The organism is Afipia sp. GW821-FHT14H12, assembly GCF_058803465.1.
The window spans coordinates 1,350,255-1,373,035 of sequence record NZ_JBXAOZ010000001.1; the positions used below are offsets into that span (position 1 = coordinate 1,350,255).

At 61.9% G+C, this 22,781-nt stretch carries 21 protein-coding genes; 11 read left to right on the forward strand and 10 right to left on the reverse strand.

Annotation, left to right across the window (positions count from 1 at the left end; genetic code table 11):
• Nucleotides 1-53: 53 nt before the first annotated feature.
• From AC1RNA_RS06695 to AC1RNA_RS06720, 6 genes are all read right to left on the reverse strand, one after another.
• Entirely contained in the window at nucleotides 54-1,499 is a 1,446-nt protein-coding gene (locus AC1RNA_RS06695) for a homospermidine synthase (protein WP_492950553.1), read from the reverse strand.
• Nucleotides 1,500-1,644: 145 nt separating this feature from the next.
• Complete coding sequence (locus AC1RNA_RS06700; protein ID WP_492950554.1) at nucleotides 1,645-2,649, reverse strand: cation diffusion facilitator family transporter; 1,005 nt, start codon at nucleotides 2,647-2,649, stop codon at nucleotides 1,645-1,647.
• 92 nt (nucleotides 2,650-2,741) lie between these two features.
• Nucleotides 2,742-3,146 (reverse strand): nucleoside diphosphate kinase regulator, encoded by a 405-nt coding sequence (gene rnk, locus AC1RNA_RS06705; RefSeq protein ID WP_492950555.1) that lies wholly within the window; start codon nucleotides 3,144-3,146, stop codon nucleotides 2,742-2,744.
• A 307-nt stretch (nucleotides 3,147-3,453) separates the two neighbouring features.
• Nucleotides 3,454-3,843 (reverse strand): RidA family protein, encoded by a 390-nt coding sequence (locus tag AC1RNA_RS06710; protein WP_492950556.1) that lies wholly within the window; start codon nucleotides 3,841-3,843, stop codon nucleotides 3,454-3,456.
• A gap of 53 nt (nucleotides 3,844-3,896) precedes the next feature.
• Complete coding sequence (locus AC1RNA_RS06715; protein WP_492950557.1) at nucleotides 3,897-4,487, reverse strand: GNAT family N-acetyltransferase; 591 nt, start codon at nucleotides 4,485-4,487, stop codon at nucleotides 3,897-3,899.
• A 124-nt stretch (nucleotides 4,488-4,611) separates the two neighbouring features.
• Nucleotides 4,612-5,754 carry a type III PLP-dependent enzyme gene (locus tag AC1RNA_RS06720; protein ID WP_009337439.1) on the reverse strand — a complete coding sequence of 381 codons (1,143 nt, stop codon included), beginning with the start codon at nucleotides 5,752-5,754 and terminating at the stop codon, nucleotides 4,612-4,614.
• Between the two features lie 105 nt (nucleotides 5,755-5,859).
• On the opposite strand from AC1RNA_RS06720, the gene AC1RNA_RS06725 reads away from it, so the two are divergent.
• Nucleotides 5,860-6,030: a hypothetical protein gene (locus AC1RNA_RS06725; protein ID WP_181903288.1), complete on the forward strand. Its 171-nt coding sequence runs from the start codon at nucleotides 5,860-5,862 to the stop codon at nucleotides 6,028-6,030.
• A 386-nt stretch (nucleotides 6,031-6,416) separates the two neighbouring features.
• Here the strand turns inward: AC1RNA_RS06725 and AC1RNA_RS06730 are convergent, their stop codons facing one another.
• The gene (locus AC1RNA_RS06730; RefSeq protein WP_009337438.1) at nucleotides 6,417-6,677 is read right to left on the reverse strand and encodes a hypothetical protein; all 261 of its coding nucleotides are present in this window, start codon (nucleotides 6,675-6,677) and stop codon (nucleotides 6,417-6,419) included.
• Nucleotides 6,678-6,805: 128 nt separating this feature from the next.
• On the opposite strand from AC1RNA_RS06730, the gene AC1RNA_RS06735 reads away from it, so the two are divergent.
• The 4 genes from AC1RNA_RS06735 to AC1RNA_RS06750 all read left to right on the forward strand — a co-directional run bounded on the left by AC1RNA_RS06735 (nucleotide 6,806) and on the right by AC1RNA_RS06750 (nucleotide 11,575).
• The gene (locus AC1RNA_RS06735) at nucleotides 6,806-8,908 is read left to right on the forward strand and encodes a M3 family metallopeptidase (RefSeq protein WP_492950558.1); all 2,103 of its coding nucleotides are present in this window, start codon (nucleotides 6,806-6,808) and stop codon (nucleotides 8,906-8,908) included.
• Nucleotides 8,909-8,978: 70 nt separating this feature from the next.
• A complete protein-coding gene (hemH, locus tag AC1RNA_RS06740; RefSeq protein WP_492950559.1) occupies nucleotides 8,979-10,004 on the forward strand; it encodes a ferrochelatase in 1,026 nt (341 codons plus the stop codon).
• 127 nt (nucleotides 10,005-10,131) lie between these two features.
• Nucleotides 10,132-11,121 carry an SPFH domain-containing protein gene (locus AC1RNA_RS06745; protein WP_492950560.1) on the forward strand — a complete coding sequence of 330 codons (990 nt, stop codon included), beginning with the start codon at nucleotides 10,132-10,134 and terminating at the stop codon, nucleotides 11,119-11,121.
• 10 nt (nucleotides 11,122-11,131) lie between these two features.
• A complete protein-coding gene (locus AC1RNA_RS06750; RefSeq protein ID WP_492950561.1) occupies nucleotides 11,132-11,575 on the forward strand; it encodes an NfeD family protein in 444 nt (147 codons plus the stop codon).
• 3 nt (nucleotides 11,576-11,578) lie between these two features.
• On the opposite strand, the gene AC1RNA_RS06755 is transcribed toward AC1RNA_RS06750, so the two are convergent.
• Nucleotides 11,579-12,589: a KpsF/GutQ family sugar-phosphate isomerase gene (locus AC1RNA_RS06755; protein WP_009337433.1), complete on the reverse strand. Its 1,011-nt coding sequence runs from the start codon at nucleotides 12,587-12,589 to the stop codon at nucleotides 11,579-11,581.
• 219 nt (nucleotides 12,590-12,808) lie between these two features.
• On the opposite strand from AC1RNA_RS06755, the gene AC1RNA_RS06760 reads away from it, so the two are divergent.
• From AC1RNA_RS06760 to AC1RNA_RS06780, 5 genes are all read left to right on the forward strand, one after another.
• Nucleotides 12,809-14,431, forward strand: a complete 1,623-nt coding sequence (locus AC1RNA_RS06760) for an outer membrane beta-barrel protein (RefSeq protein WP_492950562.1) — start codon at nucleotides 12,809-12,811, stop codon at nucleotides 14,429-14,431.
• A gap of 168 nt (nucleotides 14,432-14,599) precedes the next feature.
• Nucleotides 14,600-16,078 (forward strand): sensor domain-containing diguanylate cyclase, encoded by a 1,479-nt coding sequence (locus AC1RNA_RS06765; RefSeq protein WP_492950563.1) that lies wholly within the window; start codon nucleotides 14,600-14,602, stop codon nucleotides 16,076-16,078.
• Nucleotides 16,079-16,109: 31 nt separating this feature from the next.
• A complete protein-coding gene (locus AC1RNA_RS06770; RefSeq protein WP_492950564.1) occupies nucleotides 16,110-16,868 on the forward strand; it encodes an SGNH/GDSL hydrolase family protein in 759 nt (252 codons plus the stop codon).
• A 15-nt stretch (nucleotides 16,869-16,883) separates the two neighbouring features.
• On the forward strand, nucleotides 16,884-17,906 hold the full coding sequence (locus AC1RNA_RS06775) for an ABC transporter substrate-binding protein (protein WP_492950565.1): 1,023 nt from the start codon (nucleotides 16,884-16,886) through the stop codon (nucleotides 17,904-17,906).
• A 716-nt stretch (nucleotides 17,907-18,622) separates the two neighbouring features.
• Complete coding sequence (locus AC1RNA_RS06780) at nucleotides 18,623-19,447, forward strand: three-Cys-motif partner protein TcmP (RefSeq protein WP_492950566.1); 825 nt, start codon at nucleotides 18,623-18,625, stop codon at nucleotides 19,445-19,447.
• Here AC1RNA_RS06780 and AC1RNA_RS06785 read toward each other — a convergent pair.
• Both AC1RNA_RS06785 and galU read right to left on the reverse strand, forming a co-directional pair.
• Complete coding sequence (locus AC1RNA_RS06785; protein ID WP_492950567.1) at nucleotides 19,444-20,190, reverse strand: DUF5131 family protein; 747 nt, start codon at nucleotides 20,188-20,190, stop codon at nucleotides 19,444-19,446. The genes AC1RNA_RS06780 and AC1RNA_RS06785 overlap by 4 nt on opposite strands.
• A 66-nt stretch (nucleotides 20,191-20,256) precedes the next feature.
• Nucleotides 20,257-21,129 carry a UTP--glucose-1-phosphate uridylyltransferase GalU gene (galU, locus tag AC1RNA_RS06790; protein WP_492950568.1) on the reverse strand — a complete coding sequence of 291 codons (873 nt, stop codon included), beginning with the start codon at nucleotides 21,127-21,129 and terminating at the stop codon, nucleotides 20,257-20,259.
• Nucleotides 21,130-21,392: 263 nt separating this feature from the next.
• Here galU and AC1RNA_RS06795 point away from each other — a divergent pair, with 263 nt between their 5' ends.
• Nucleotides 21,393-22,751 carry a lytic murein transglycosylase gene (locus AC1RNA_RS06795; RefSeq protein ID WP_492950569.1) on the forward strand — a complete coding sequence of 453 codons (1,359 nt, stop codon included), beginning with the start codon at nucleotides 21,393-21,395 and terminating at the stop codon, nucleotides 22,749-22,751.
• Nucleotides 22,752-22,781: the final 30 nt, after the last annotated feature.

Below are 22,781 nucleotides of genomic sequence, written 5' to 3' on the forward strand. Positions count from 1 at the left end.
TTTTGAATAAAAAAGAGCCGGCGTGAAGCCGGCTCTTTTTGTGTCGGTCGCGATCAGCGCACTAGGACGTTCCGGAATTGCCACGGATCGCTGGTGTCGATGTCCTCGGGGAAAAGGCCCGGACGATCCTTCAGCGGCGTCCAGTCGGTGTAGTAACCCTTCACCGGCCCAAGATATGGCATCTGGATTTCCAGCAGACGATCGAAATCCATCTCGTCGGTTTCGACGATGCCTTCGTTCGGGTTTTCCAGCGCCCACACCATGCCCGCGACCAGCGCCGACGTGACCTGCAGGCCGGTGGCGTTCTGATAGGGCGCGAGCTTTCTTGTCTCTTCGATGGAGAGCTGCGAGCCGTACCAGTAGGCATTGTTGTCGTGGCCGTAGAGCAGAACGCCGAGTTCATCGATGCCGTCGACGATCTCGTTTTCATCGAGGATGTGATGCTTCTCCTGCGCCCTGGCGGCGCGGCCGAACATCTCGTGCAGCGAGAGCACCGCATCATCCGCTGGGTGATAGGCATAGTGGCAGGTCGGCCGATAGATGGCCGTACCCGATGCGTCGAACACCGTGAAATAGTCGGAGATCGAAATGGATTCGTTGTGGGTGACGAGGAAGCCGTATTGCGCGCCGCGGGTTGGGCACCAGGTGCGTACGCGCGTGTTGGCGCCGGGCTGCATCAGATAGATCGCAGCGCCGCATCCGGCCTGGTGGGTGTGTGCGTTTTCGGGCATCCACTTTTCGTGGGTGCCCCAGCCGAGTTCGGACGGCTGCACGCCCTCCGAGATGAAGCCTTCCACCGACCAGGTGTTGACGAACACGTCCGGTTCTTTCGGCTTCTTCGAGCGCTGGGTATCGCGTTCGGCGATGTGGATGCCTTTGATGCCGGCCTGACGCATCAGGTCCGCCCATTCGGCCCGGCTCTTCGGCTTCGGCGCATTGAGCTTGAGGTCGGCGGCGACATTCATCAGGGCCTGCTTGACGAAGAACGAGACCATGCCGGGGTTGGCGCCGCAGCAGGAGACGGCCGTCGTCGAGCCTGCGGGCCGAGCCTTCTTGAAAGCCAGCGTGTTCTCGCGCAGCGCGTAGTTGGAGCGCGCTTCCGGGCCCTTCGACGCATCGAAATAGAAGCCGAGCCAAGGTTCATTGACTGTGTCGATGTAAAGCGCGCCGAGCTCGTTGCAGAGTTCCATGATGTCGGCGGAGCCGGTGTCGACCGAGACGTTGACGCAGAAGCCTTGTCCGTTGCCTTCGGTGAGCAGCGGGGTCAGCAAGTCGCGATAATTGTCCTTGGTCAGGCCCTGCTGGATGAAGCGCACATTGTGCTTCTCGCAATGGGCCTTGCGGCCTTCATCCTTGGGATCGATCACCGTGATGCGCGACTTGTCGTAATCGAAATGCCGTTCGATCAGCGGCAGCAATCCCTTGCCGATCGACCCGAAGCCGACCATGACGATGGGACCTGTGATGCGTGCATGCACGGACGAAGCATTGGACGACATCATTGAATCTCCAGATTGTCGGGGGAAACAAGCGGCGGCAAAGGCGCGCCAGCGAGAGCCTCTCAAAACGACAAAACGCCGATGAAATCAAGGTCTGAAACGGCTTTTGTGACGTAATGGCGCGCCTGAATCCGTCATCCAGCGTTCATATGACATGATCGGGCGCAAGCGCGCAGTTGCTGTGTTCGGAGATTTCGATCTGGATTGTGGAGTGGTTGATCCGGAAATGTTCCTGCAACAGTTGGCAGGTTTCAACCAGAAAGCCGTCGCCGGGATGTCCGCCGGGCGTGACGAGATGGGCGGTAAGTGCGGTTTCCGTCGTGCTCATCGGCCAGATGTGCAGATCGTGAATCGAGGATACGCCGGGGCGGCTCGCCAGCATCGCGCGCACGGCGGCAGGATCGATCGAGGCCGGTACTGCGGCGAGCGACATCGCGGTGCTTTCGCGTAAGAGACTCCAGGTACTCCAGACGATGACGCCCACGACCGCAAGGCTGGTGAGAGGATCAATCCAGAGCCAGCCGGTCTGCATGATGATGAGGCCCGCGATGACGACGCCCGCGGAGACGCCGGCATCCGCCATCATGTGCAGATAGGCGCCGCGAATGTTGATGTCGCCCTTTTGACCGGAAGCGAACAGCCATGCGGTTGCGCCGTTGACGAGAATTCCGATGGCCGCCACGACAATGATGGTGAGGCTTTTGACCGGCTCCGGTTCGATCAAGCGCTGTACCGCCTCCAATAGGATCGCGCCGGACGCGATCAGGAGCAGCACGGCGTTGGCGAGCGCCGCAAGAATGGACGTGTTCCGCAGACCGTAAGTATAGCGCGCGGTCGGCGCGCGCTTCGACAGCACGGCTGCGATCCATGCCGTGGCGAGACCGAGCACATCGGAGAGGTTGTGACCGGCGTCGGCGAGCAGCGCGGTCGAATTCGCGAGATAGCCATAGAGGCTTTCGATCCCGACAAAGGCCGTGTTGAGCGTGATGCCGATCAGAAACGCGCGGCCGAAATCGACGGGCGCATGATGATGGCCGTGATGCGCGTGGTCGTCGTGCGCGTGGTCGTCATGTGCGTGGCCGTGATCGTGCGCGTGGTCCGCATGGTCATGGTGGTGACCATGATGGCTGTGAGAATGGCTGTGGCTCATTCTCTCTATTTATCATGAGCCGCAGCATGGGCGACATTTTATCGCCCATGCTATTTTATAACGTCACACGAATGTGGATATGCGTGCCGGCGTCAGGCGCGGTGCAAGACCTTGGTAACGGTCAGCGAACGCCAGCCGCCCGCAGGCGTCTGGAATTCGATGGATTTTCCGACCGACATGCCGATCAGCGCAGCGCCGATCGGCGTCAGGACCGAGATCTTGCCCGCTCCGACATCGGCATCCTCCGGATACACCAGCGTCACCGTCCGCGACTGCCCGCCGATGTCGTCCCGGAATGTGACTTCCGACTGCATGGCGACGATGTCCCGCATCGATTGATCGGCGGAACGGATCTCGGCGCGCTCGATTTCCTGTGCGAGGAATTCCGCCGTCTCGGGATATCGGTCCGCGGCAACCTCGGCGAGATGGCGCAACCGGTCGGCATCGCGCACGCTGATGGCGATGGCGGGGAGCCTTGTATGCAAATCGCTATGCATGTCGTTCACCTTGGGTTGGCTGCACGGCTTTAGAGCCCGCAGGAGACAACGGAAACATGCTCGCGACACGTCGCGAGCATTTCAGTCGAGTTTCAGGTTGGAGTTTAAGAGGGAGGTTGACGGGAACCCGGACGGTGCGGACACGCGTCCGTCCGGGTCACTTTCCTGCTTGAAAGTGACCTGCGCGAAGCAACAGACGGTTGGGGCGCACGTTCAACATCATGAAGTTAAGTTAGGATGGCTGGCCGCCAAGTCAAACCGGCGGCTTGCGACATCTTGGCGCGTCGAGTGACTGATGCCTGTGGCGTCAGGCCGAGCGGCGTTTCGCGGTGACTTCGATCTCGATCTTCATCTCCGGCTTGTAGAGCGCGGACACGGCAATGATCGTCGCTGCGGGGCGGATGTCGCCGAGCGTCTCGCCGCAAACCTTGAACACCGCATCGAAGTCTTTCGCGTCGGTGACGTAATAAGTCGCGCGAACAAGGTCGGTCATTTCGAAGCCGCCCTCTTTCAGCGCGCTGGCGATCACCTTGAAGCAGTTGCGCGTCTGCTCGCTCACGTCTTCGGGCAGAACCTTGGTGACGGGATCGTAGCCGGTGGTGCCGGCGACGAAACACATGTCGCCTTCCACAACGGCGCGGCTGTAACCCGCGACCTTCTCGAAGGGGGAACCGGATGAAATCAGACGGCGAGACATGGTGTATCCTCGTTATTGAATGAGAGAGGCAATGCCTCGTCCATCCGGTTTAATCAAGCGGCTGCGGTTGCGATCGCGTGTGTTTTGGCGGCACGGGGCCGCCGTGCCTTGGCCCCGGTGGCGGCGATCATGCCCCATGCACCCATGAGCGCGCCTTCGCGCAGTTCAATGGCAAGCAACCGCTCGCGCTCGAACGGGCCGGGCAGGGCCAATTCGCCAGTCTTTTCGGCGGAGAAGCCGAACCGTTCGTAATAGGCCGGATCGCCGCGCAGGATCACGGCGGTGTGGCCGTGCGCCTTCGCCGCCGCCAGCGCGTGGTTCATCAGGGCTGCGCCGACGCCGAGCGAGCGGCAGGAGGCATCCACGGCCAGCGGGCCGAGCACCAGTGCGGGAATGCCGCCCGCGCTGACGTGCCAGAGCCGCACGGTGCCGATCAGCCTGCCATGCTGAGTGGCCGAGAAGGCGAGGCCTTCCGCGGGCGCGCGTCCGTCGCGCAGGCGCTGGCAGGTGCGGGTATGACGGCCCTCGCCGAAGCTTGCATCGAGCAATGCCTCGCGCGCGGCGACGTCCGCGGCGCGCTCGGCGCGGATCGCGAACGGGGCGGCATCAGCGAAGGGGGCAGCGGTTTTCCGAACAGCAGTCATGGCACATCAGTCCCCACGCCAATGGACCTGCGGTCCACCGCGTGTTGTCAGCAAATCGGTTGTGACGGGATGGACGCCGGCGAACCGGCGTCCGGTTAGTCAGGCGGCGACGCGGGCCGCGACCTTAAATGTGATAGGTCTTCAGCGGCGGGATGCCGTTGAAAGCCACCGACGAGTAGGTCGAGGTGTACGCGCCGGTGCCTTCGATCAGCACCTTGTCGCCGATCTCGAGCGTGACCGGCAGCGGGTACGGCACCTTCTCGTACATCACGTCGGCCGAGTCGCAGGTCGGTCCGGCGAGTACGCACGGCGCCATCTCCGCGCCGTCGTGACGGGTGCGGATCGCGTAGCGGATCGACTCGTCCATCGTCTCGGCGAGGCCGCCGAACTTGCCGATGTCGAGATAGACCCAGCGGTTCTCGTCGTCGTCGCTCTTCTTCGAGATCAGCACGACTTCCGCCTCGATCACGCCGGCGTTGCCGACCATGCCGCGGCCCGGCTCGATGATCGTTTCCGGGATCTGGTTGCCGAAGTGCTTGCGCAGCGCGCGGAAGATCGACCGGCCGTACTGCACGACCGGAGGAACGTCCTTGAGGTACTTCGTCGGGAAGCCGCCGCCCATGTTGACCATGGAGAGGCTGATTCCGCGCTCGGCGCAGTCACGGAACACCTGCGAGGCCATCGCCAGCGCGCGGTCCCATGCCTTCACCTTGCGCTGCTGCGAGCCGACATGGAACGAAATGCCGACCGGCTCCAGACGCAGGCGCTTGGCGAGGTCGAGAACCTCAACCGCCATTTCCGGCTCGCAGCCGAACTTGCGCGACAGCGGCCACTCGGCGCCGGCGCAATCGTAGAGGATGCGGCAGAACACCTTCGCGCCGGGGGCGGAACGGGCGATCTTCTCGACTTCGGCCACGCAGTCCACCGCGAACAGGCGGATGCCGAGCGCGTAGGCGCGCGCGATGTCGCGCTCCTTCTTGATGGTGTTGCCGAAGGAGATGCGGTCCGGGGTTGCACCGGCAGCGAGCGCCATTTCGATTTCGGCCACGGTCGCGGTGTCGAAGCACGAGCCGAGCGAGGCCAAAAGCGAGAGCACTTCCGGCGCAGGATTCGCCTTCACCGCGTAGAACACGCGGCTGTCAGGGAGCGCCTTCGCGAAGGTCTGGTAGTTGTCGCGCACCACCTCGAGGTCGACGACGAGACACGGCTCGGTGTCGAGGCCCTCGCTGCGGCGGTTGCGCAGGAATTCCTGGATACGGTCGGTCATAGCACTTCTCCCAAACGGCCCAGCCAAACGAGTTGGCGCTGAACCGTCCAAAAAATTGCGTCTGAGCCAAGAACCTCAGCCATGTCGCACGATGGAGACGCGACGATGGCCGATCCTCAGATCGGACTGTGCTGCCGTGGATTGGTTGGGAAAATTCCCGACCGCACGCCTGGCAATGAAGGACAAGCCTCTTCGGTATTCGCGCTGGCTGGTGGAAAGCCAACAGAGACCAAAAAAGCCCGCTCCGTCGTTGCTTTAAGTCGCGTCCCCCGTTGAGAGCGGGGTGCGCCGGTTCGCCTCCGGCTGTCAGTCACGGTTGCAAGGAGCAAAGTCACCTTCAACGGCACCTCTTGAGAGAGATGCTGGCCTTTCAGCCTTTCGGCTAAACGACCCTCGGTTCTTCGTCCCCTTGGCGGCTGTCCGGCCTCTTGTCCGGATACCCACCGACTGACACACGACCACAGGCACGTGCGAAATTGGGCACGCGTGAAATATGAGTTTTGACTCGGTGGCGCAAGGACTTTTTCAGCCGTGCGATAGAATTCTCCACGATCGTCGCGCGATGTTGCCGTGAAGCCGCAAAATCGCCGCCGAACATGAACGGCTGTTAAAACTGCTTAACGAAATCACACTCTCGCCGCAGTTCGGAGCGCATCGGCGCCTCAGGCGCGCCGCGTGAACGGCTCGACTTGCCGCGCGCCGCGTACGAAGCCGATCATGATCGCCACGCCGATGGCGAACAGGATGACCTGGAGGATGTGCGCGCCGGTGTCTTCGAGCCCGAACAGGATCGCCAGCGCCCAGCCGCCCGCGAAAGCCGCGCCGAACACCTCTGCGCCGATCAGGATCGCGGCGCTCAGGACGGTGATGACGCTCGGCCAGGCGATGGTCTTGGCTCCGGTTTCGGTCTTTTCGGCGCTCATGAAGGTCTCTTTCCGTTTGCGGCCGCAATGTCTGCGAAATCGGTGCCGCAATCAAGCGTTCCGGGCCTAAAAAAGAGCCTGCGCGATGCTATATGTTCCGGACAGAAATCGCTGAAAACAGGGCCCCCATGACAAAATCGTCCGCTTTGCCGTCCGCCGCCACGCAAACCCCGAGCGGCGGCGGCAACCCCTTGCTTGAGGCCTGGCAGACGCCGTTCGAGACACCGCCCTTCGAGCGAATCCTGCCGGATCACTTCCCGCCAGCCTTCACGGCGGCCTTCGCCGAGCATGATGCCGAGATTGCCGCCATCAAGGCGGACAAGGCCGAGCCGACCTTCGAGAACACCGTGGCGGCGCTGGAGCGCGCGGGGCGGCTTTTGACCCGCGTCGGCGCCGTGTTCAGCGATCTGGTGGGAGCCAATTCGACACCGGAGCTGCTTGAGATCGAGAGCGAGATCGCGCTGGAGGAGGCGCGGCACTGGAATCCGATCATGATGGACGCCCAGATCTACGCGCGGCTTGCGAGGCTGCGCGAGAATGCCGCAGCGCTGAAGCTCACTCCGGAGCAGGCGCGGCTCCTGGAGCGGACCTATACCGACTTCCACCGCGCGGGCGCGGGCCTGAGCGAGACCGCCAAGGCCCGGATGGCGGTCATCAACGAGCAGCTGGCCCATCTCGCCACCACCTTCAGCCATAACCTTCTTGGCGACGAGCAGGACTGGTTCCTTGAACTCGGGGATAACGACCTCGGTGGCCTGTCCGAAAGCTTCGTGGCAGCGGCGCGGGCCGCAGCCGAGGAACGCGGCATGCCCGGTAAGGCGGTGGTGACGCTGTCGCGCTCCTCGGTCGAGCCGTTCCTGCAATCCTCCACCCGGCGCGACCTGCGTGAGAAGGTCTACAAGGCCTTCACCGCGCGGGGCGACAACGCCAACAGCCACGACAACAACGCCACCATTCTGGAAATCCTCAAGCTGCGCGAGGAGGCGGCCAAGCTGCTTGGCGCGCCGAGCTTTGCCGCCTACAGCCTTGAAGATTCCATGGCGAAGACGCCGCAGAATGTCCGCGATTTGCTGGAGCGGGTGTGGAAACCGGCGCGCGCGCAGGCGCTCAAGGACCGCGACGCCCTGCAGGACCTGATCGCGGAAGAGGGCGGCAACTTCAAGCTGGCGGCATGGGACTGGCGCTATTACGCCGAGAAGCTGCGCCAGCGCCGCGCCAATTTCGACGATGCCGCGATCAAGCCCTATCTCGCGCTCGACAACATGATCGACGCCGCCTTCGACGTCGCCCACCGTCTGTTCGGCCTCACCTTCGATGAGCGCAAGGACGTGCCGGTCTGGCACCCCGACGTGCGCGTCTGGGAGGTGAAGGATGCGCAGGGCCGTCACAAGGCGCTGTTCTACGGCGACTACTTCGCGCGTCCCTCGAAGCGCTCCGGCGCATGGATGACCTCGCTGCGCGATCAGGAGCGGCTCGACGGCGAGGTCTATCCGGTGATCCTCAACATCATGAATTTCTCCCGCGGCGCGGAGAACCAGCCATGCCTCTTGTCGCCCGACGACGCCCGCACGCTGTTTCATGAATTCGGCCATGCGCTGCACGGCATGCTCTCGAACGTCACCTATCCGTCGCTGTCGGGCACCAGCGTGTTTACCGATTTCGTCGAACTGCCTTCGCAGCTTTATGAGCACTGGCAGGAGCAGCCGCAGGTGCTTCAGAAGTTCGCCCGCCACTATCAGACCAACGAGCCGTTGCCGGAGGATTTGCTCAAGCGCTTCCTCGCCGCGCGGAAATTCAATCAGGGTTTCGCCACGGTGGAGTTCGTGTCCTCAGCTCTACTTGATCTCGAATTCCACACCCAGCCGGCGTCCTCGATCACCGACGTCCATGCGTTCGAGAAGAAAGAGCTTGAGAAGATCGGCATGCCTGCCGAAATCGCGATGCGTCATCGCCCACAGCAGTTCGGGCACATCTTCTCCGGCGATCATTACGCAGCGGGCTATTACAGCTACATGTGGTCGGAGGTGATGGACGCGGATGCGTTCGGCGCTTTCGAGGAGGCGGGCGACATCTTCGATCCGAAGGTCGCCAAGCGCCTGCACGACGACATCTATTCGTCCGGTGGCTCGCGCGATCCCGAGGAAGCCTACATCGCTTTCCGTGGGCGAAAGCCGGAGCCGGATGCGCTGCTGCGCGGACGCGGCCTGCTCGATGAATCCGAGGCGGCATGAGTTATGCCCGTCGGTGTTGCCGCCGGGCGGCTGACGTGCTTTTGATGACCCGTCTTTTCCGGAAAGTCTGATGTCGAGCGTCGAATCCGTATCCTCTGCACCTATGCCCGCCGGTCGCGTCGGCGTGCTGCTGGTCAATCTCGGCACACCCGACACCGCCGATGCGCGCGGGCTTCGGGTGTACCTGAAGGAATTCCTGTCTGACCCGCGCGTGATCGAGAATCAGGGCCTGTTCTGGAAGCTGGTGCTCAACGGCATCATCCTGCGCGTGCGTCCGGCGCGGAAGGCGAAGGACTACCTCAAGATCTGGAATAACGAACTCAATGAATCCCCGCTCAAGACCATCACTCGCGGGCAGTCTGACAAGCTCGCGGCCGCGATCGCGGATCACGATCATGTCGAGGTCGACTGGGCGATGCGTTACGGCAATCCGTCGATTCAGTCCGGCTTCGATGCGCTGATGGCGAGGGGCTGCGACCGCATTCTGGTGGTGCCGCTGTATCCGCAATATGCCGCCGCGACTACCGCGACGGTATTCGACAAGGTGGCCGAAGTGCTGCTCGCGATGCGCGCACAGCCGACCGTGCGGTTTGTGCCGCCTTATTATGATGAGCCGGCCTATATCGATGCGCTGGCGAATTCGATCGAGGCGCAACTTGCGACGTTGCCGTTCAAGCCGGAGGTGATCGTCGCCTCGTTCCACGGCATGCCGCAGAAATATGTCGACAAGGGCGATCCCTATCAGACGCAATGCGTCGCCACGGTCGAGGCGTTGCGCAATCGTCTCAATCTCGACGACAAGGAATTGATCCTCACCTTCCAGTCGCGCTTCGGCTACGATCCGTGGCTCCAGCCTTATACCGACAAGACCATGGAGCGGCTGGCGAAAGAAGGCGTCAAGCGGATCGCGGTGCTCACGCCGGGCTTTTCGGCCGATTGCCTGGAGACGCTGGAGGAAATCGCGCAGGAGAACGCGGAAATCTTCCGCCATGCCGGCGGCGAGCAGTTTTCCTTCATCCCGTGCCTGAATGACAGCGACGGCGGCATGGATGTGATCCGGCAACTGGTGCTGCGCGAATTGCAGGGCTGGATTTAATCTCCTTCCATTTCTGCTGCCCGGATCGAACCGGACACCCTGCCGCAAAGACAATGTGATAGGCTGCGTGCGATGATATTCCCGCGCCGCCCATGGGATGTGTCACATGCCTGGCCTTGGAGGAACGATGTCCGGATTTGATATTTTCGCCATTGCGCTGTTGCTGCTTGTGGTGGTCACGCTGTTCGCGGGCGTGAAGACCGTCAATCAGGGATATGACTGGACCGTGGAGCGGTTCGGCAAATACACCCGCACGCTCGAACCGGGGCTCAACATCATCGTTCCGTACTTCGACCGGATCGGCCGCAGGGTGAACATGATGGAGCAGGTGATCGACATTCCCGAGCAGGAGGTCATCACCAAGGACAACGCCACCGTGACGGTGGATGGCGTTGCGTTCTTTCAGGTGTTCGATGCCGCCAAGGCGAGCTACGAGGTAGCCAACCTCAATCAGGCGATTATCACACTGACCATGACCAACATCCGTTCGGTGATGGGTGCGATGGATCTCGATCAGGTGCTGTCGCATCGCGACGAGATCAACGAGCGGCTGCTGCGCGTGGTCGATGCCGCGGTGTCGCCGTGGGGACTGAAGGTCAACCGCATCGAGATCAAGGACATCGTACCGCCCGCCGATCTTGTCGAGGCGATGGGCCGGCAGATGAAGGCCGAGCGCGTCAAGCGTGCCGACATTCTGCAGGCGGAAGGTCAGCGGCAGTCCGAAATTCTTCGTGCCGAAGGCGCCAAGCAGGCGCAAATCCTGCAAGCCGAAGGCCGCCGCGAGGCTGCGTTCCGTGACGCGGAAGGGCGTGAGCGCGCGGCGGAAGCCGAAGCGAAAGCAACGCAGATGGTGAGCGAAGCCATCGCCAAGGGCGATGTCGCCTCGCTGAATTATTTTATCGCCGACAAGTACATCAAGGCGTTCGGTCAGTTCGCGGAATCCTCCAACCAGAAGGTGATCATGCTGCCGATGGAGGCGACCAGCCTCTTGAGTTCGCTCGCGGGCATCGGCGAAATCGCCAAGGCGACGTTCGGCGAGAGCGCGGCATCTGCGGCGGCGAAGCGGTCAAGCGTGCCGAACACCGGCACGACACCGCCCGCCAAGCCGTTCGGCTGAGGAATTCACGATGTTCGATACTCTTGTTGCACTCGGAAAATGGAATTGGCTCATTCTCGGCATTCTGCTGATGGGTGTCGAAGCCCTCGTGCCGGGTGTTTTTATGTTCTGGCTTGGCCTCGCCGCACTGATCATGGGCGTGCTGTCGTTCGGCGTTGCAATCTCATGGCCGATGCAGCTTGTCGGGTTCGCATTGCTTGCGATTTCGATGGTGCCGCTGTGGCGGCATTTCGCTGCGCGTGCCTCGGAGCGCGAGGACAATCAATTCCTCAATCGCCGGACACAGGAACTGGTCGGGCAGGTGGCGACGCTCGAAACCCCGATCGTCAATGGGTTCGGCACCATCAAGCTCGGCGATACGGTCTGGCGCGTCGAGGGTCCGGCGCTCGAGGCCGGAACGCGCGTTAAAATTGAAAATGCCGACGGCGCGCGGCTGCGCGTCGGCCCCGCGTAAGCGTCAGGCCACGCCCGCGCGCAGCAGATCGTGCAAATGCAGGATGCCGACCGGCGTTTTGCCCTTGGTGACAATCAGCGCCGTGATCTTCGAGGCATTGAGAATTTCCAGCGCCTCGCTGGCGAGCAGGTCGCCGCTGATGGTTTTCGGATTCGCGGTCATTACCTGATCGACCGTCGCGGTCATCAAATCGGGCCGCATGTGACGGCGCAGGTCGCCGTCGGTAACGATGCCAGCGATCTCGCCACGGCCGTCGACGATGGCGACACAGCCGAAACCCTTCGAAGTCATTTCAAACAGAGCTTCCGACATCGGCGTGCCGAGCGGCTTCATCGGGACCGACTCGTCCTTGTGCATCAGGTCGCGGACGAATTTCAGCATTGCGCCGAGCTTGCCGGACGGATGTAGCACGCTGAAATCGGTCGCGGAGAAGCCGCGGCTTTCCAGGAGCGCGATCGCGAGCGCATCGCCGATCGCGAGTTGCATCAGCGCCGAGGTGGTCGGCGCCAGATTGTTCGGGCAGGCCTCGCGCGCTTTCGGTAGCGCCAGCACCACATCGGCAGCTGCGCCGAGAGTGGATTCGCTTTCCGAGGTCACCGCGATCAACTGGATGCGGAAGCGCCGGGAATAATTGATGAGGCTACGCAGTTCGGCGGTCTCGCCGGACCATGAGAGCGCGATGATCACGTCGTCGGGCGTGATCATGCCGAGATCGCCATGGCTCGCTTCCGCCGCATGCACGAAGAAGGCCGGGGTGCCGGTCGAGGCCAGCGTCGCCGCGATCTTGCGGCCGATATGCCCGGACTTGCCGAGGCCGGTGACGATGACGCGGCCCTTGGCGTTGCGGATCAGGTCGGTGGCGGCAGCGAACGGCGCGCCAAGGCCGTTCTGCAGCGTGGCGATGAGTGCGGCGACGCCATCGGCTTCCGCCGCCAGCGTGCGCAGCGCGGATTCGATAGCGGGAGAAAGAGGAGCCACTGACACGGGAGCTGTCTGCGGTTTGGAAGAAGCCATGCGCAATGTCCGAAAGAGCAGGCGGCGATGGTTGCCTGCTGCGTATTTTCTTTAGCACGCTCAATCACATCCGGCGATCCGGAACAGGCCCTCCTCAACCGCTCATTAACCATAGTTGTTTTAACTCTGTTAACGGCGTTCCACACCGGAGCGCCGCGCCTTTTGTGCTGCAAGCAATTGTAACTGTTGTGTTTTCGGCTCTGCCGGGAAGGTTTGAAGATGCCCTTTGGGCATGGGGCCAGGAAATTCGGGGCCAAGGAGTGGCGAGACCACTCCGCACGACATTCGTGCGGAGTGTTGGCGTGCGCCCTGCTGGGAGCGACCTTTCTGTCCAGCCCCTGTTTCGCGCAGGCGCTGACATCCTCAATGCTGGCACCCTCGATCGGCGGGTTCGCGCCAGCGCAAGATTCACCGCTGCGTCCAGTCAATGACCGCGGGGTGACCGGGAGCGTGCCCGGGGCTTACGGCAATCCACCCGCGTCGGGCGCGGCGGACACCGGCTATGACTCGTTGAACCGCAGGCGCAAGACGAAGCCTTATCCGGGCACGCCGAAACCGAGATTCGTCGGGCGCGGCAATCCGCCGAATCCGCCATTGCAGGCGCCGCGCGTCACAGCGCCGGTGTCGCCTTCATTCGCCGGCACCGCCGAGGGTGCGCCGCCACGCCGTCGCCTGAAAATCGACGACGATCCGTTCGGGCAGGTCGGCAATTATGTCGGCGGCTTTCTGGTGAAGGAAGCGGTCGAAGTCTCGGGCGGCTACGACAGCAATCCCGGCCGTTTCTCGCAGCCGCGAGGTTCGGCGATTTACAGGGTCGCCCCCGAGTTGCAGGCGACATCGGACTGGTCGCGTCACGCGCTCAACCTCGATCTGCGCGGTTCGTTCACCGGCTACGGCACCAGATTTCCCGATCAGACCAGTTCGCCGGTGGATCTCGATCGTCCTGACGTGAATGGAAAACTCTCCGGCCGCATCGATGTCACTCGCGATACCCGCATCACGTCCGCGCTGCGGTTACGGGTTGCGACCGATAATCCCGGTTCGCCGGACGTTCAGGTAGGCCTGTCGAAATATCCGGTTTACGCCAATTTTGGCGGCACGGTCGGTGTCGAGCAGGACTTCAATCGGCTGCAGCTTCAGGTCAACGGCAATGCCGACCGTACCGTGTATCAGTATTCCAAACTGACCGACGGCAGATCGTCGAGCAACGACGATCGCAACTTCAATCAGTATGGTGCGCAGGCGCGGCTCAACTACGATTGGATGCCGGGCGTGAAGCCGTTCACCGAGGTCGAGGCCGATACCCGCGTGCACGATCTGCAATTCGACCGCAACGGCTATCAGCGCGATTCCAACGGTGCTTACGTCAAGGCGGGAACGAGCTTCGAGTTCTCGCGGCTGCTCACCGGTGAGGTCGCCGCCGGTTATTCATGGCGCGACTATCAGGATCCTCGGCTAAAGCAGCTCTCCGGCTTGCTCACGAGCGCTTCGCTGGTGTGGACAGCGACGGGTCTCACCACAGTGAGGCTCGATGCCACCTCTTCGATCAACGAGACAACTTTGGAAGGCGTCTCCGGTTCGCTGGCGCGCGACTACAGCGTTCAGGTCGATCATGCCTTCCGCCGCTGGCTGATCGGCACGGCCAAGTTCGGCTATGGCACCACGGATTATGAGGGAACGCGGTTCGACCGCCGCTACTTCGCGGAAGCCGATCTGGTCTACAAGCTCACCCGCACCTTTGCGATCAAGGGCACCGTGCGGCGCGACTGGCTGAAGAGCGATGCCCCGGGCGTGAATTCGGCGGAGACGGTGGTGATGCTGGGCGTGCGGGTGCAGCGCTAGCGTCTCATTCAGTGATCCCGGCTGCGGGTTCCTAGTTTAATTCTGAACGAAACCCGATATCCTGAAACCCGGTATTAACCGCCTCCGAGGGCGGTAAGTCACGTAAGGATTCCGGCAAGAGTTTGCAGCGTACCACCGGTTTTCAACGCTGGGATAGGCGCGGGCGTAATGTATCGATCGGACTCAAAGCTATGGCAGGTCTCGCCACGCGCTCTGACGATCGTGTCCGTGCTTGCCACGCTGGCGTTCATGACGATCTGCGCCAGCGTGCTGCTCGACATCCGCACCAGCAAGGAGGAGCTTGCCAGGCAGTCCTCCGAGAACCTGGCCGCGACCATCGACGCCGATCTCAGCCGCAACCTCGAGATCTATGATCTGTCGCTGCGCAACGTCGTCACCAACATGCTGGAGCTTGATACCCAGCGCATCGGCCTGCCGATCCTGCATCTGATCCTGTTCGATCACGCGGCGACCGCAAAGTACTACGGCCCGATCCGGGTGTACGATGCCGACGGCAATCTGAAGCTCGACTCGAGTGCCTTGCACCCGGCGCCAGAAAACCGCGCCAACGAGGAATACTTCAAGGTTCATCGCGACAATCCGAATGTCGGCCTCTATATCGGCGACCCCGCGGTTTACCGGGATGCGTTCGCGGTGGTGTTGAGCCGCCGCATCACCGGTTACGACGGGAAGTTTCTCGGCGTCGTCGTCGGCTCGCTGCGCTATAGTTATTTCCATGACCTGTTCGGCAAGCTGACATTCGCTCCCGAGGACAGCGTCACCATCTTCCGCCATGACGGCGTGGTGATGATGCGCCGGCCATTCGATCTTGCCGTGATCGGCAAGAATCTCGGCGCCAAGGAAGGTGTCCGCCGCATTCTCGAAGCGCCGCGCGGTTTCGAGAAGACTCGCAGCGGTGTCGATTTCATCGAGCGGCTGTATGTCTGGCAGAACAGCGAACGGCCGCTGGTGGTGGTTGTCGGAAAATCGCTGGACAGCATTTACGGGACATGGTGGCGGCAGACGCTGATCATCGGCGGCCTGATGCTGATGCTGTCGATCTTCACCATCGGCGCGACGCTGTTTCTCACCCGCGAGATTTCGCGGCGTGCGGCAGCCGAGAAGCGGCTGTCGCAGCTTGCGACCACCGACGCGCTGACCGGTATCGATAACCGCCGCAGGTTCGACGAGCGGATTCTCGACGAGTGGCGGCGCGGCTGGCAGAAACTGCCCTTGTCGCTGCTGATGATCGACGCCGATCATTTCAAGGCGTTCAACGATCTGTTCGGCCACCAGGCGGGAGATCAACTGCTGGCGCGGATCGCGGCGTGCATTGTCGAATCCGCGAAACGCCCCTCGGATTGCGCCGCGCGCTACGGCGGCGAGGAGTTCGCGCTGCTGCTGCCGAATACCGATCTTGCCGGTGCGCTCAAGCTCGCCGAGGAAGTACGTGACCGTGTCGCGCATCTGTCGGCGGATAAATGGGCGACAACGGTGTCGATCGGCGTTGCCTGCCTGATCCCGGACATGGCCGGTTCGCCGAAGGCCCTGATCGCGGCAGCCGACAAGGCGCTGTATCAGGCCAAGGAGCAGGGCCGGAATCGCTGCGTGGCGATAAACGAAGATCTGGTGACGGAAGCCGCCTGACTGGCCTGGCGTCCGCTGCTACACTCCCCGGATGGGTGCTGCTGTCCGATTCCCGAGACTCCTCCAGTGCTGTGTTGCGCTCGCGCTGGCCGCATGGCCGGTCGCGAGCGATGCCCGCGACCTGTCGCCTGCGGAAACTTGCCTCGCCGTGAACGAGGGGCTTTCGCTCGGCGCGCCGTTGCCGCACACCGCCGAAGCTCTCAAGGCACGCCGGCCATTGAGGATTGTCGCCATCGGCTCGTCGTCCACCGTGGGATTGTGGATGATACGCAAGGAAAAAACCTATCCCGGCGTGATGCGCAGCGAGTTGCTGCGGCTCGATCCCACGATGCAGATCGAGATCGTCAATTCCGGACGCAACGGCGATACCATTCCCGGCAACATCGCGCGTTTTCCGCGCGACGTGTTCGCGTATCAGCCGGACCTTGTGATCTGGCAGATGGGCGGCAATGATTTCACCTGGGGCGAGGGGGCCGACAGCCTCGAGCACAAGATCGCCGCGGGTGTCGCGATGCTGCGCGCTCACGGCGCCGACGTCATCCTGATGGACCAGCAATACACGCCGGTCATTCTCACCACGGACTACGCCAAGATGCAGGAAGCGATCGCAGCCGTCGCGCGCGACCAGCAGGTGGCATATCTGCCGCGTTTCGATATGCTGCATAAAACGGTGGAGGCGGGCGTCTCCATCGTCAGCCTGTCGGCGTTCGACGGGCTGCACATGTCGGGCGACGCCTATGACTGCACCGGCCGGGTGCTCGCGCGCGCGATCATGGCGGCGGTGCGATAAGCGGGAGGATTTCCGATGAGCTTTGTCTGGTGCCGTTCCCTCATGACCGCGCTGGCCGTCGCCTTCGCCTCGGCATGGATCGCGTCGCCCGCGCGCGCCGAAGTCTCGGAGGTCGCGATCTCGAAGGGCTACGGCATCCTGTATCTGCCGCTGATCGTGATGGAAGACCGGAAGCTCCTTGAAAAGCAGGCGGAGAAGGCGGGCCTCGGCAAGGTGACGGTGAAATGGCGGGTGCTCGACGGCGGCAATAACATCAACGATGCGATGATGGCCGGCTCGCTCGACTTCGCCGGTACCGGCGCGCCCGCGTTCGTCGCGTTGTGGTCGAAGGCCAGAGCCATTCCGAAGTCCGCGGTGATCGGCATCAGCGCCCTGAGCGCGACCTCGCTGTATCTGAACTCCAACAACCCGCAGATCAAGGGTCTTGCCGACTTCAAGAGCGGCGACAAGATCGCGCTGCCGGGCATCAAGACATCGCTGTCGGCGGTGGTGCTGCAGATGATGGCGGCGAAACAATTCGGCTTCGAGAATTACGCCAGGCTCGATCACCTCACCGTCGGCCTGCCGCACCCCGATGGCCTGATTGCGCTGACCTCCGGCCGCTCGGAGGTGAGCGCGCATTTCACCTCGCCGCCGTTCTCCTACCTCGAGCTCAAGGACCCGAAGGTGCACAAGGTCGCGAGCTCGGTGGATTACATCGGCAACATTACCCTCGATGTCGTGTACGCGCCGAAGAAATTCGTCGACGCCAACCCGAAGATCACCGGGGCGATGCTGGCGGCGCTGGACGAGGCCGACGCCTTCATTCACGATCACCGCGAGGAAGCGGCGGATATCTTCGTCCGCTCCTCCAAGACCAAAGTGTCCAAGGAGGATGTGATGACCATCCTCGGCGATCCGGACACGCGGTTCACGACCACGCCGGACAAGGTGAAGAACTTCGCCGATTTCATGCAGGCCGCCGGCATTATCAAGACCGCGCCGGAAAAATGGTCCGACATGTTCATCCCGCAGCTCGGCAGCCGGAACGGCAGTTGATGGCGGGCGTCACCCGTCGTCCCCGCGAAGGCGGGGACCCAGCGCCCTCGATTCCGATTCAGTTTTCAAACAGCCACGCGGAATTCTCTCACCGCGCGAAAGCGCGTGAGTGTCGCAAAGTCCCTCGCGCTTGACACGCGCGCGAGGCGGTCCTCGTTCGCGTCTTAAGAAAGGCGAGGGGAGATGGAGCGCCGCAAGGCGCAACATCGTTGTCGTCGCGCTCCGCATGGCCTTGCGAGGGCCATGGTCTCGAAGCGCGCACCGCCTTGCGGCGCTCCACCAACGTCGCGGGCCAGCGCCGACGCTCCGCCCGCAACGCGCGGACATGCATCGGGCGGCGAACCGCCGAATGCCATCCGCTGCGGCGTTCTCCTTAAGGCCGAGGATCCGCGCAGGCTTGGAACGGGATGCGGAGATTGGCGATAAAGCCAAAGCGGCGCATCGTCGGCGCTTTCGCGCCGCGTCCTCCGTTCCGCCCCACGCCGCAAGCGGCATCTCCCCTTAGTGGGAGCGGGCGGGTCAACCTCAGCCTCCCGGGTGGCCGTGTGCGTCACGAGCCGCGCGGGCGCCGCGCTTCACTCCGCTCTCAAGAACGCCTCCGGACAGCGCCCCTCACGAATGAAGCTGTAGGAATATAAACCTAGATCGATAAATTGTCAAGCGTAGCCAAATGTTCCATTACTCAACATTGGAGTCGATGCTGGGGCTAGTAAAGCATGGGCGATTTGGTTGATGGGGACGATGGTTGGGAAGTTGAAGAAGTTGGTATCTGGGCAAAGGACAAGCTGTCGTCACTTTGCAGATATTTAGACATTTCACGTGGAGTTAGATCGAAGTGGATTGGTCCAACAAAAGGCGGCGCAACCTATATTGATTTATTCTGTGGAACGGGCCGTTCAAAAGTTCGCAGTACGGGTGAGTTTATTGATGGCTCGTGTGTTGCGGCGTGGAAGGAAAGTCAGAAGTCGACGCCATTCTCGCAAGTCTATATTGCTGACCTCGATCCCCAACGCAGACGCTTGGCTGCAGAACGCCTTAGGAAAGAAGGCGCTCCTGTCATAGAAATCGATGGTGATGCAATCACCGCAGCGCGCAGCATCCGATCTTACCTAAGCCCGCGCGGGCTTCATTTTTGCTTTGTGGATCCATACAGTTTGGGCGCTTTCGATTTTGACATCTTAAAGTCATTTGCGGGACTTAAATACATCGACATCCTTGTCCATGTCAGCAAAATGGATCTGCAGCGCAACGCGAAAATGAATATTCGCGCCCAACAGGATGACTTCGACAGATTTGCGCCTGGGTGGCGAGAAGCCATAGACACTTCCCAAAACCACTCAACTGTCCGGCGGCTCGTTTTTGATTATTGGCGAACTAGGGTTGAGGAATTAGGTATCTCGGCGTCTGCCGTTATGGAGTTGATCACTGGTGAGCAAGGACAGCACCTTTACTGGCTCACATTGATCGCAAAGAACGACCTAGCACACAAATTTTGGAAAACGGCCGTAAACAAAACCGGACAAGGCTCGCTATTTGATTAAGCCGTGGCGTTTGGCATTTCGTCGTAAGTGCGACCATGTAGAGTTCGCCCAGTCGCTTTCTTGTTTTTCCCGCCCCACTGCTTAAAGAAAAATGCTGTCCCGGCATGGCGGCATAGCGATTCTATTTCTTCAACCCAGACAGGTTCCATATTGCGCGCGTTCGGCCCACTCTCGCCGCCGACTATCGCCCAGTGAATATCCGCCAAATCGGCATCGGCAACTGAGCCGATCAGCGGTTCGAACGATATAAAACGCACAAAGGCCGGGATTTTTCGCAGTTCATCGATGCGGTGAAGCACGCGATTGTCCTCAACGCTTGTCCCGAGCCAGACGTTTGCCAGCCTTTCTAGGTTAGGAACAACCTGCGCCATGCGATCAGGACGCTTGGTGAGAATTTGATATGTGTGTCGTGGCGTATTGGCCATCACTTTCCAGACTTCTCCAATAAAATCGGCAGGTACGTCTGGGTGGAATAAATCCGACATGGAGTTTACGAAGACGCGGCGTGGCTTCGACCATGTTGCTGGAATAGAGAGTGCTTTGTGGTCGAGCGTAATTTTTCCGGTCCATTTCGCTCTGCCGCCGCTCTTGCGCGTGAGGCCGCGATATTTATCCGTTCCCATTGCTTCGAGGCGCGCTGCCATTCGCATGGCATAGCAGTTCGTGCACCCTGCAGTGAGTACCGTACAACCAGCTACCGGATTCCAGGTAGCGTCGGTCCATTCGATTGACGTTTCAGCCATGGTGCCTCCATCGACGGCTATGGTGGCAAATGCTGGTTAATTTAGGACTCCCAGCATTATATCTTATCACACATACTTCTTCATCTCATTCAGCAGATCGCCGCGCAGGTCTTCGCGGTCCATCGCGTAGGCGATGTTGGCGGCCAAAAATCCTGACTTCGAGCCGCAATCGTAGCTCTTGCCTTTGAACTTGAAGCCGTAGAATGGCTGCTTGGCCGCGAGCGCGAGCATCGCGTCGGTCAACTGGATTTCGCCGCCCGCGCCTCGCTCCTGCGTCTCCAGGATGTTGAAGATTTCCGGCTGCAGGATGTAGCGCCCGGTGATCGAGAGGTTCGAGGGCGCGACTTCCTTCTTCGGCTTCTCGACCATGCCGTTGAGTTCAAACAGGTCGCCCTTGCTTGGGCCTACGCCGACCACGCCGTACATGTGGACGTGCTCCATCGGCACCTCTTCCACCGCGATGATGTTGGCCTTCTCCGCGCCCGCCGCGTTGGCGGCGTCGATCATCTGCTTCAGGCCGCTCGGCTTGTTCTTCACCAGCACGTCCGGCAGCAGAACCGCGAACGGCTCGTTGCCGACGATCTCGCGCGCGCACCACACCGCATGGCCAAGGCCGAGCGGCTGCTGCTGACGCGTGAACGAGGTGGTGCCGGCTTCCGGCTGGTCGCGCTCGAGGATCGCCAGTTCCTTCTTCTTCTGGCGCTCTTCCAGCGTGTCTTCGAGTTCGTAGGGGCGGTCGAAGTGATCCTCGATCACGCCCTTGTTGCGGCCCGTGACGAACACGAGGTGTTCGATGCCGGCTTCCAGCGCCTCGTCCACCACATGCTGGATCAGCGGGCGGTCCACCACGGTCAGCATTTCCTTCGGCATCGCCTTGGTGGCGGGAAGAAAGCGGGTTCCAAGACCGGCGACGGGAAATACGGCTTTACGAATTTTCATGTGGTTCTTCGGGCTCACTGATGGGACACGATGAAAAGGCGGCAGGCGCGAGGGCTCGCGCCCGGAACAACGTCACCGCCTCACTATCCTGTTTGCAGCCGATAACAAAGGCAGCAAATGGGCAAGTGCTTAAAGTGGATCGGCTTTCGCGCATGCGGGTTAATGGCGCAGGCGCCCCTGAAACATCATGAAAATGGCCCTATGTTAAGGGTGTGGAAACCGTCTCGGGGCCTGATAGCCTTGACGGGACGGGAAGGAATTTCATGGCATTGCCGGTGACAATGAAGCGCGGTTTGGCGGGTGGTCTGGCGTTGGGCGCGCTCGCTCTGCCTTTGTCTGCCTGCATCCCGGACGGCTCGCCGGGGCCCCGCGCCGAACTCACCGGTTCGATCCCGCAATCCGCGCCGCCGATGCGCCGCGCCTCGACCAAGGAATGGAGCGGAGAGGACGGCGCCTCCGGTTCGCCCGAGATGACCGCATCCGCGATCCGCGCCGCTGCCGCCAATTTCAAATCCTGCGTCGCGTCGATGGGACCCGAGGCCGCGCGCCGTGGCGTCACGCAGGCGAATTTCCAGCGTTTCACCGCCAATCTCGAGCCTGATCTGAAGATCATGGACTTCATGGATTCGCAGCCCGAATTCACCAAGGCGGTGTGGGATTATCTCGACGTGCTGGTGACGGATGCGCGCATCGCGCGCGGCCGCGAGATCCTTGCGCAGTACAAGCCGCAGTTCGATGCGGTGGAGCGCGCCTATGGCGTGGACCGCTACATCATCGCCTCCATCTGGGGCGTGGAGTCGAACTACTCGACGCAGGGCGGCGACCGCAGCGTGCTGAATTCCACCGCGACGCTCGCCTGCATCGGCCGCCGCCAGAATTATTTCCGCGGCGAGTTTCTGGCCGCGCTGGAAATTCTCAGTCGCGGCGATCTCACGCCGGACGAGATGGTCGGCTCATGGGCCGGCGCGTTCGGGCCGACGCAGTTCATGCCGACGGTCTACAAGCGCTTCGCGGTCGATTTCGACGGCGACGGGCGGCGCGATGCGGTCAAGGATGTCGCCGACCTGATCGCCTCCACCGCCAACAAGCTCAAGACCGACGGCTGGCAGGCGGGGCAGGGCTGGGGCTACGAGGTCGCGGTGCCGCAGGGCTTCGACTACATGATGGCCGACCGCTCCAAGATGCTTTCGCTCGCGCAATGGGAGCGGCTCGGCGTGCGCCGCGCCAACGGGCAGGCGTTCCCGCGCCCGGGCGATCACGCGTTCCTCTTGATGCCTGCGGGCGCGCAGGGACCGGGCTTCCTGATGCTGCAAAACTTCCGCGCCATCCTGCGTTACAACCCGGCGGAATCCTACGCGCTCGCCATCGGTCATTTCGCCGACCGGCTGCGCGGTGGCGGGCCGTTTGTGCAGTCCTGGCCGCGTTCCGAGCGGGTGCTGAGCCGCGCCGAGCGGCTTGAACTGCAGCAATTGCTGGCGCGGCGCGGCTTCTATCAGGGCGAACCGGATGGCCAGCTCGGCAGCGCGACCCGCAAGGCATTGCGCTCGTATCAGGCCTCGATCGGCGCGCCCGCGGACGGCTTTGCCTCCTCCGACGCGCTCGACCGGCTGCGGACCCGCTGAGGTAAATAACGCCCCAAACGCCCCTTTTCG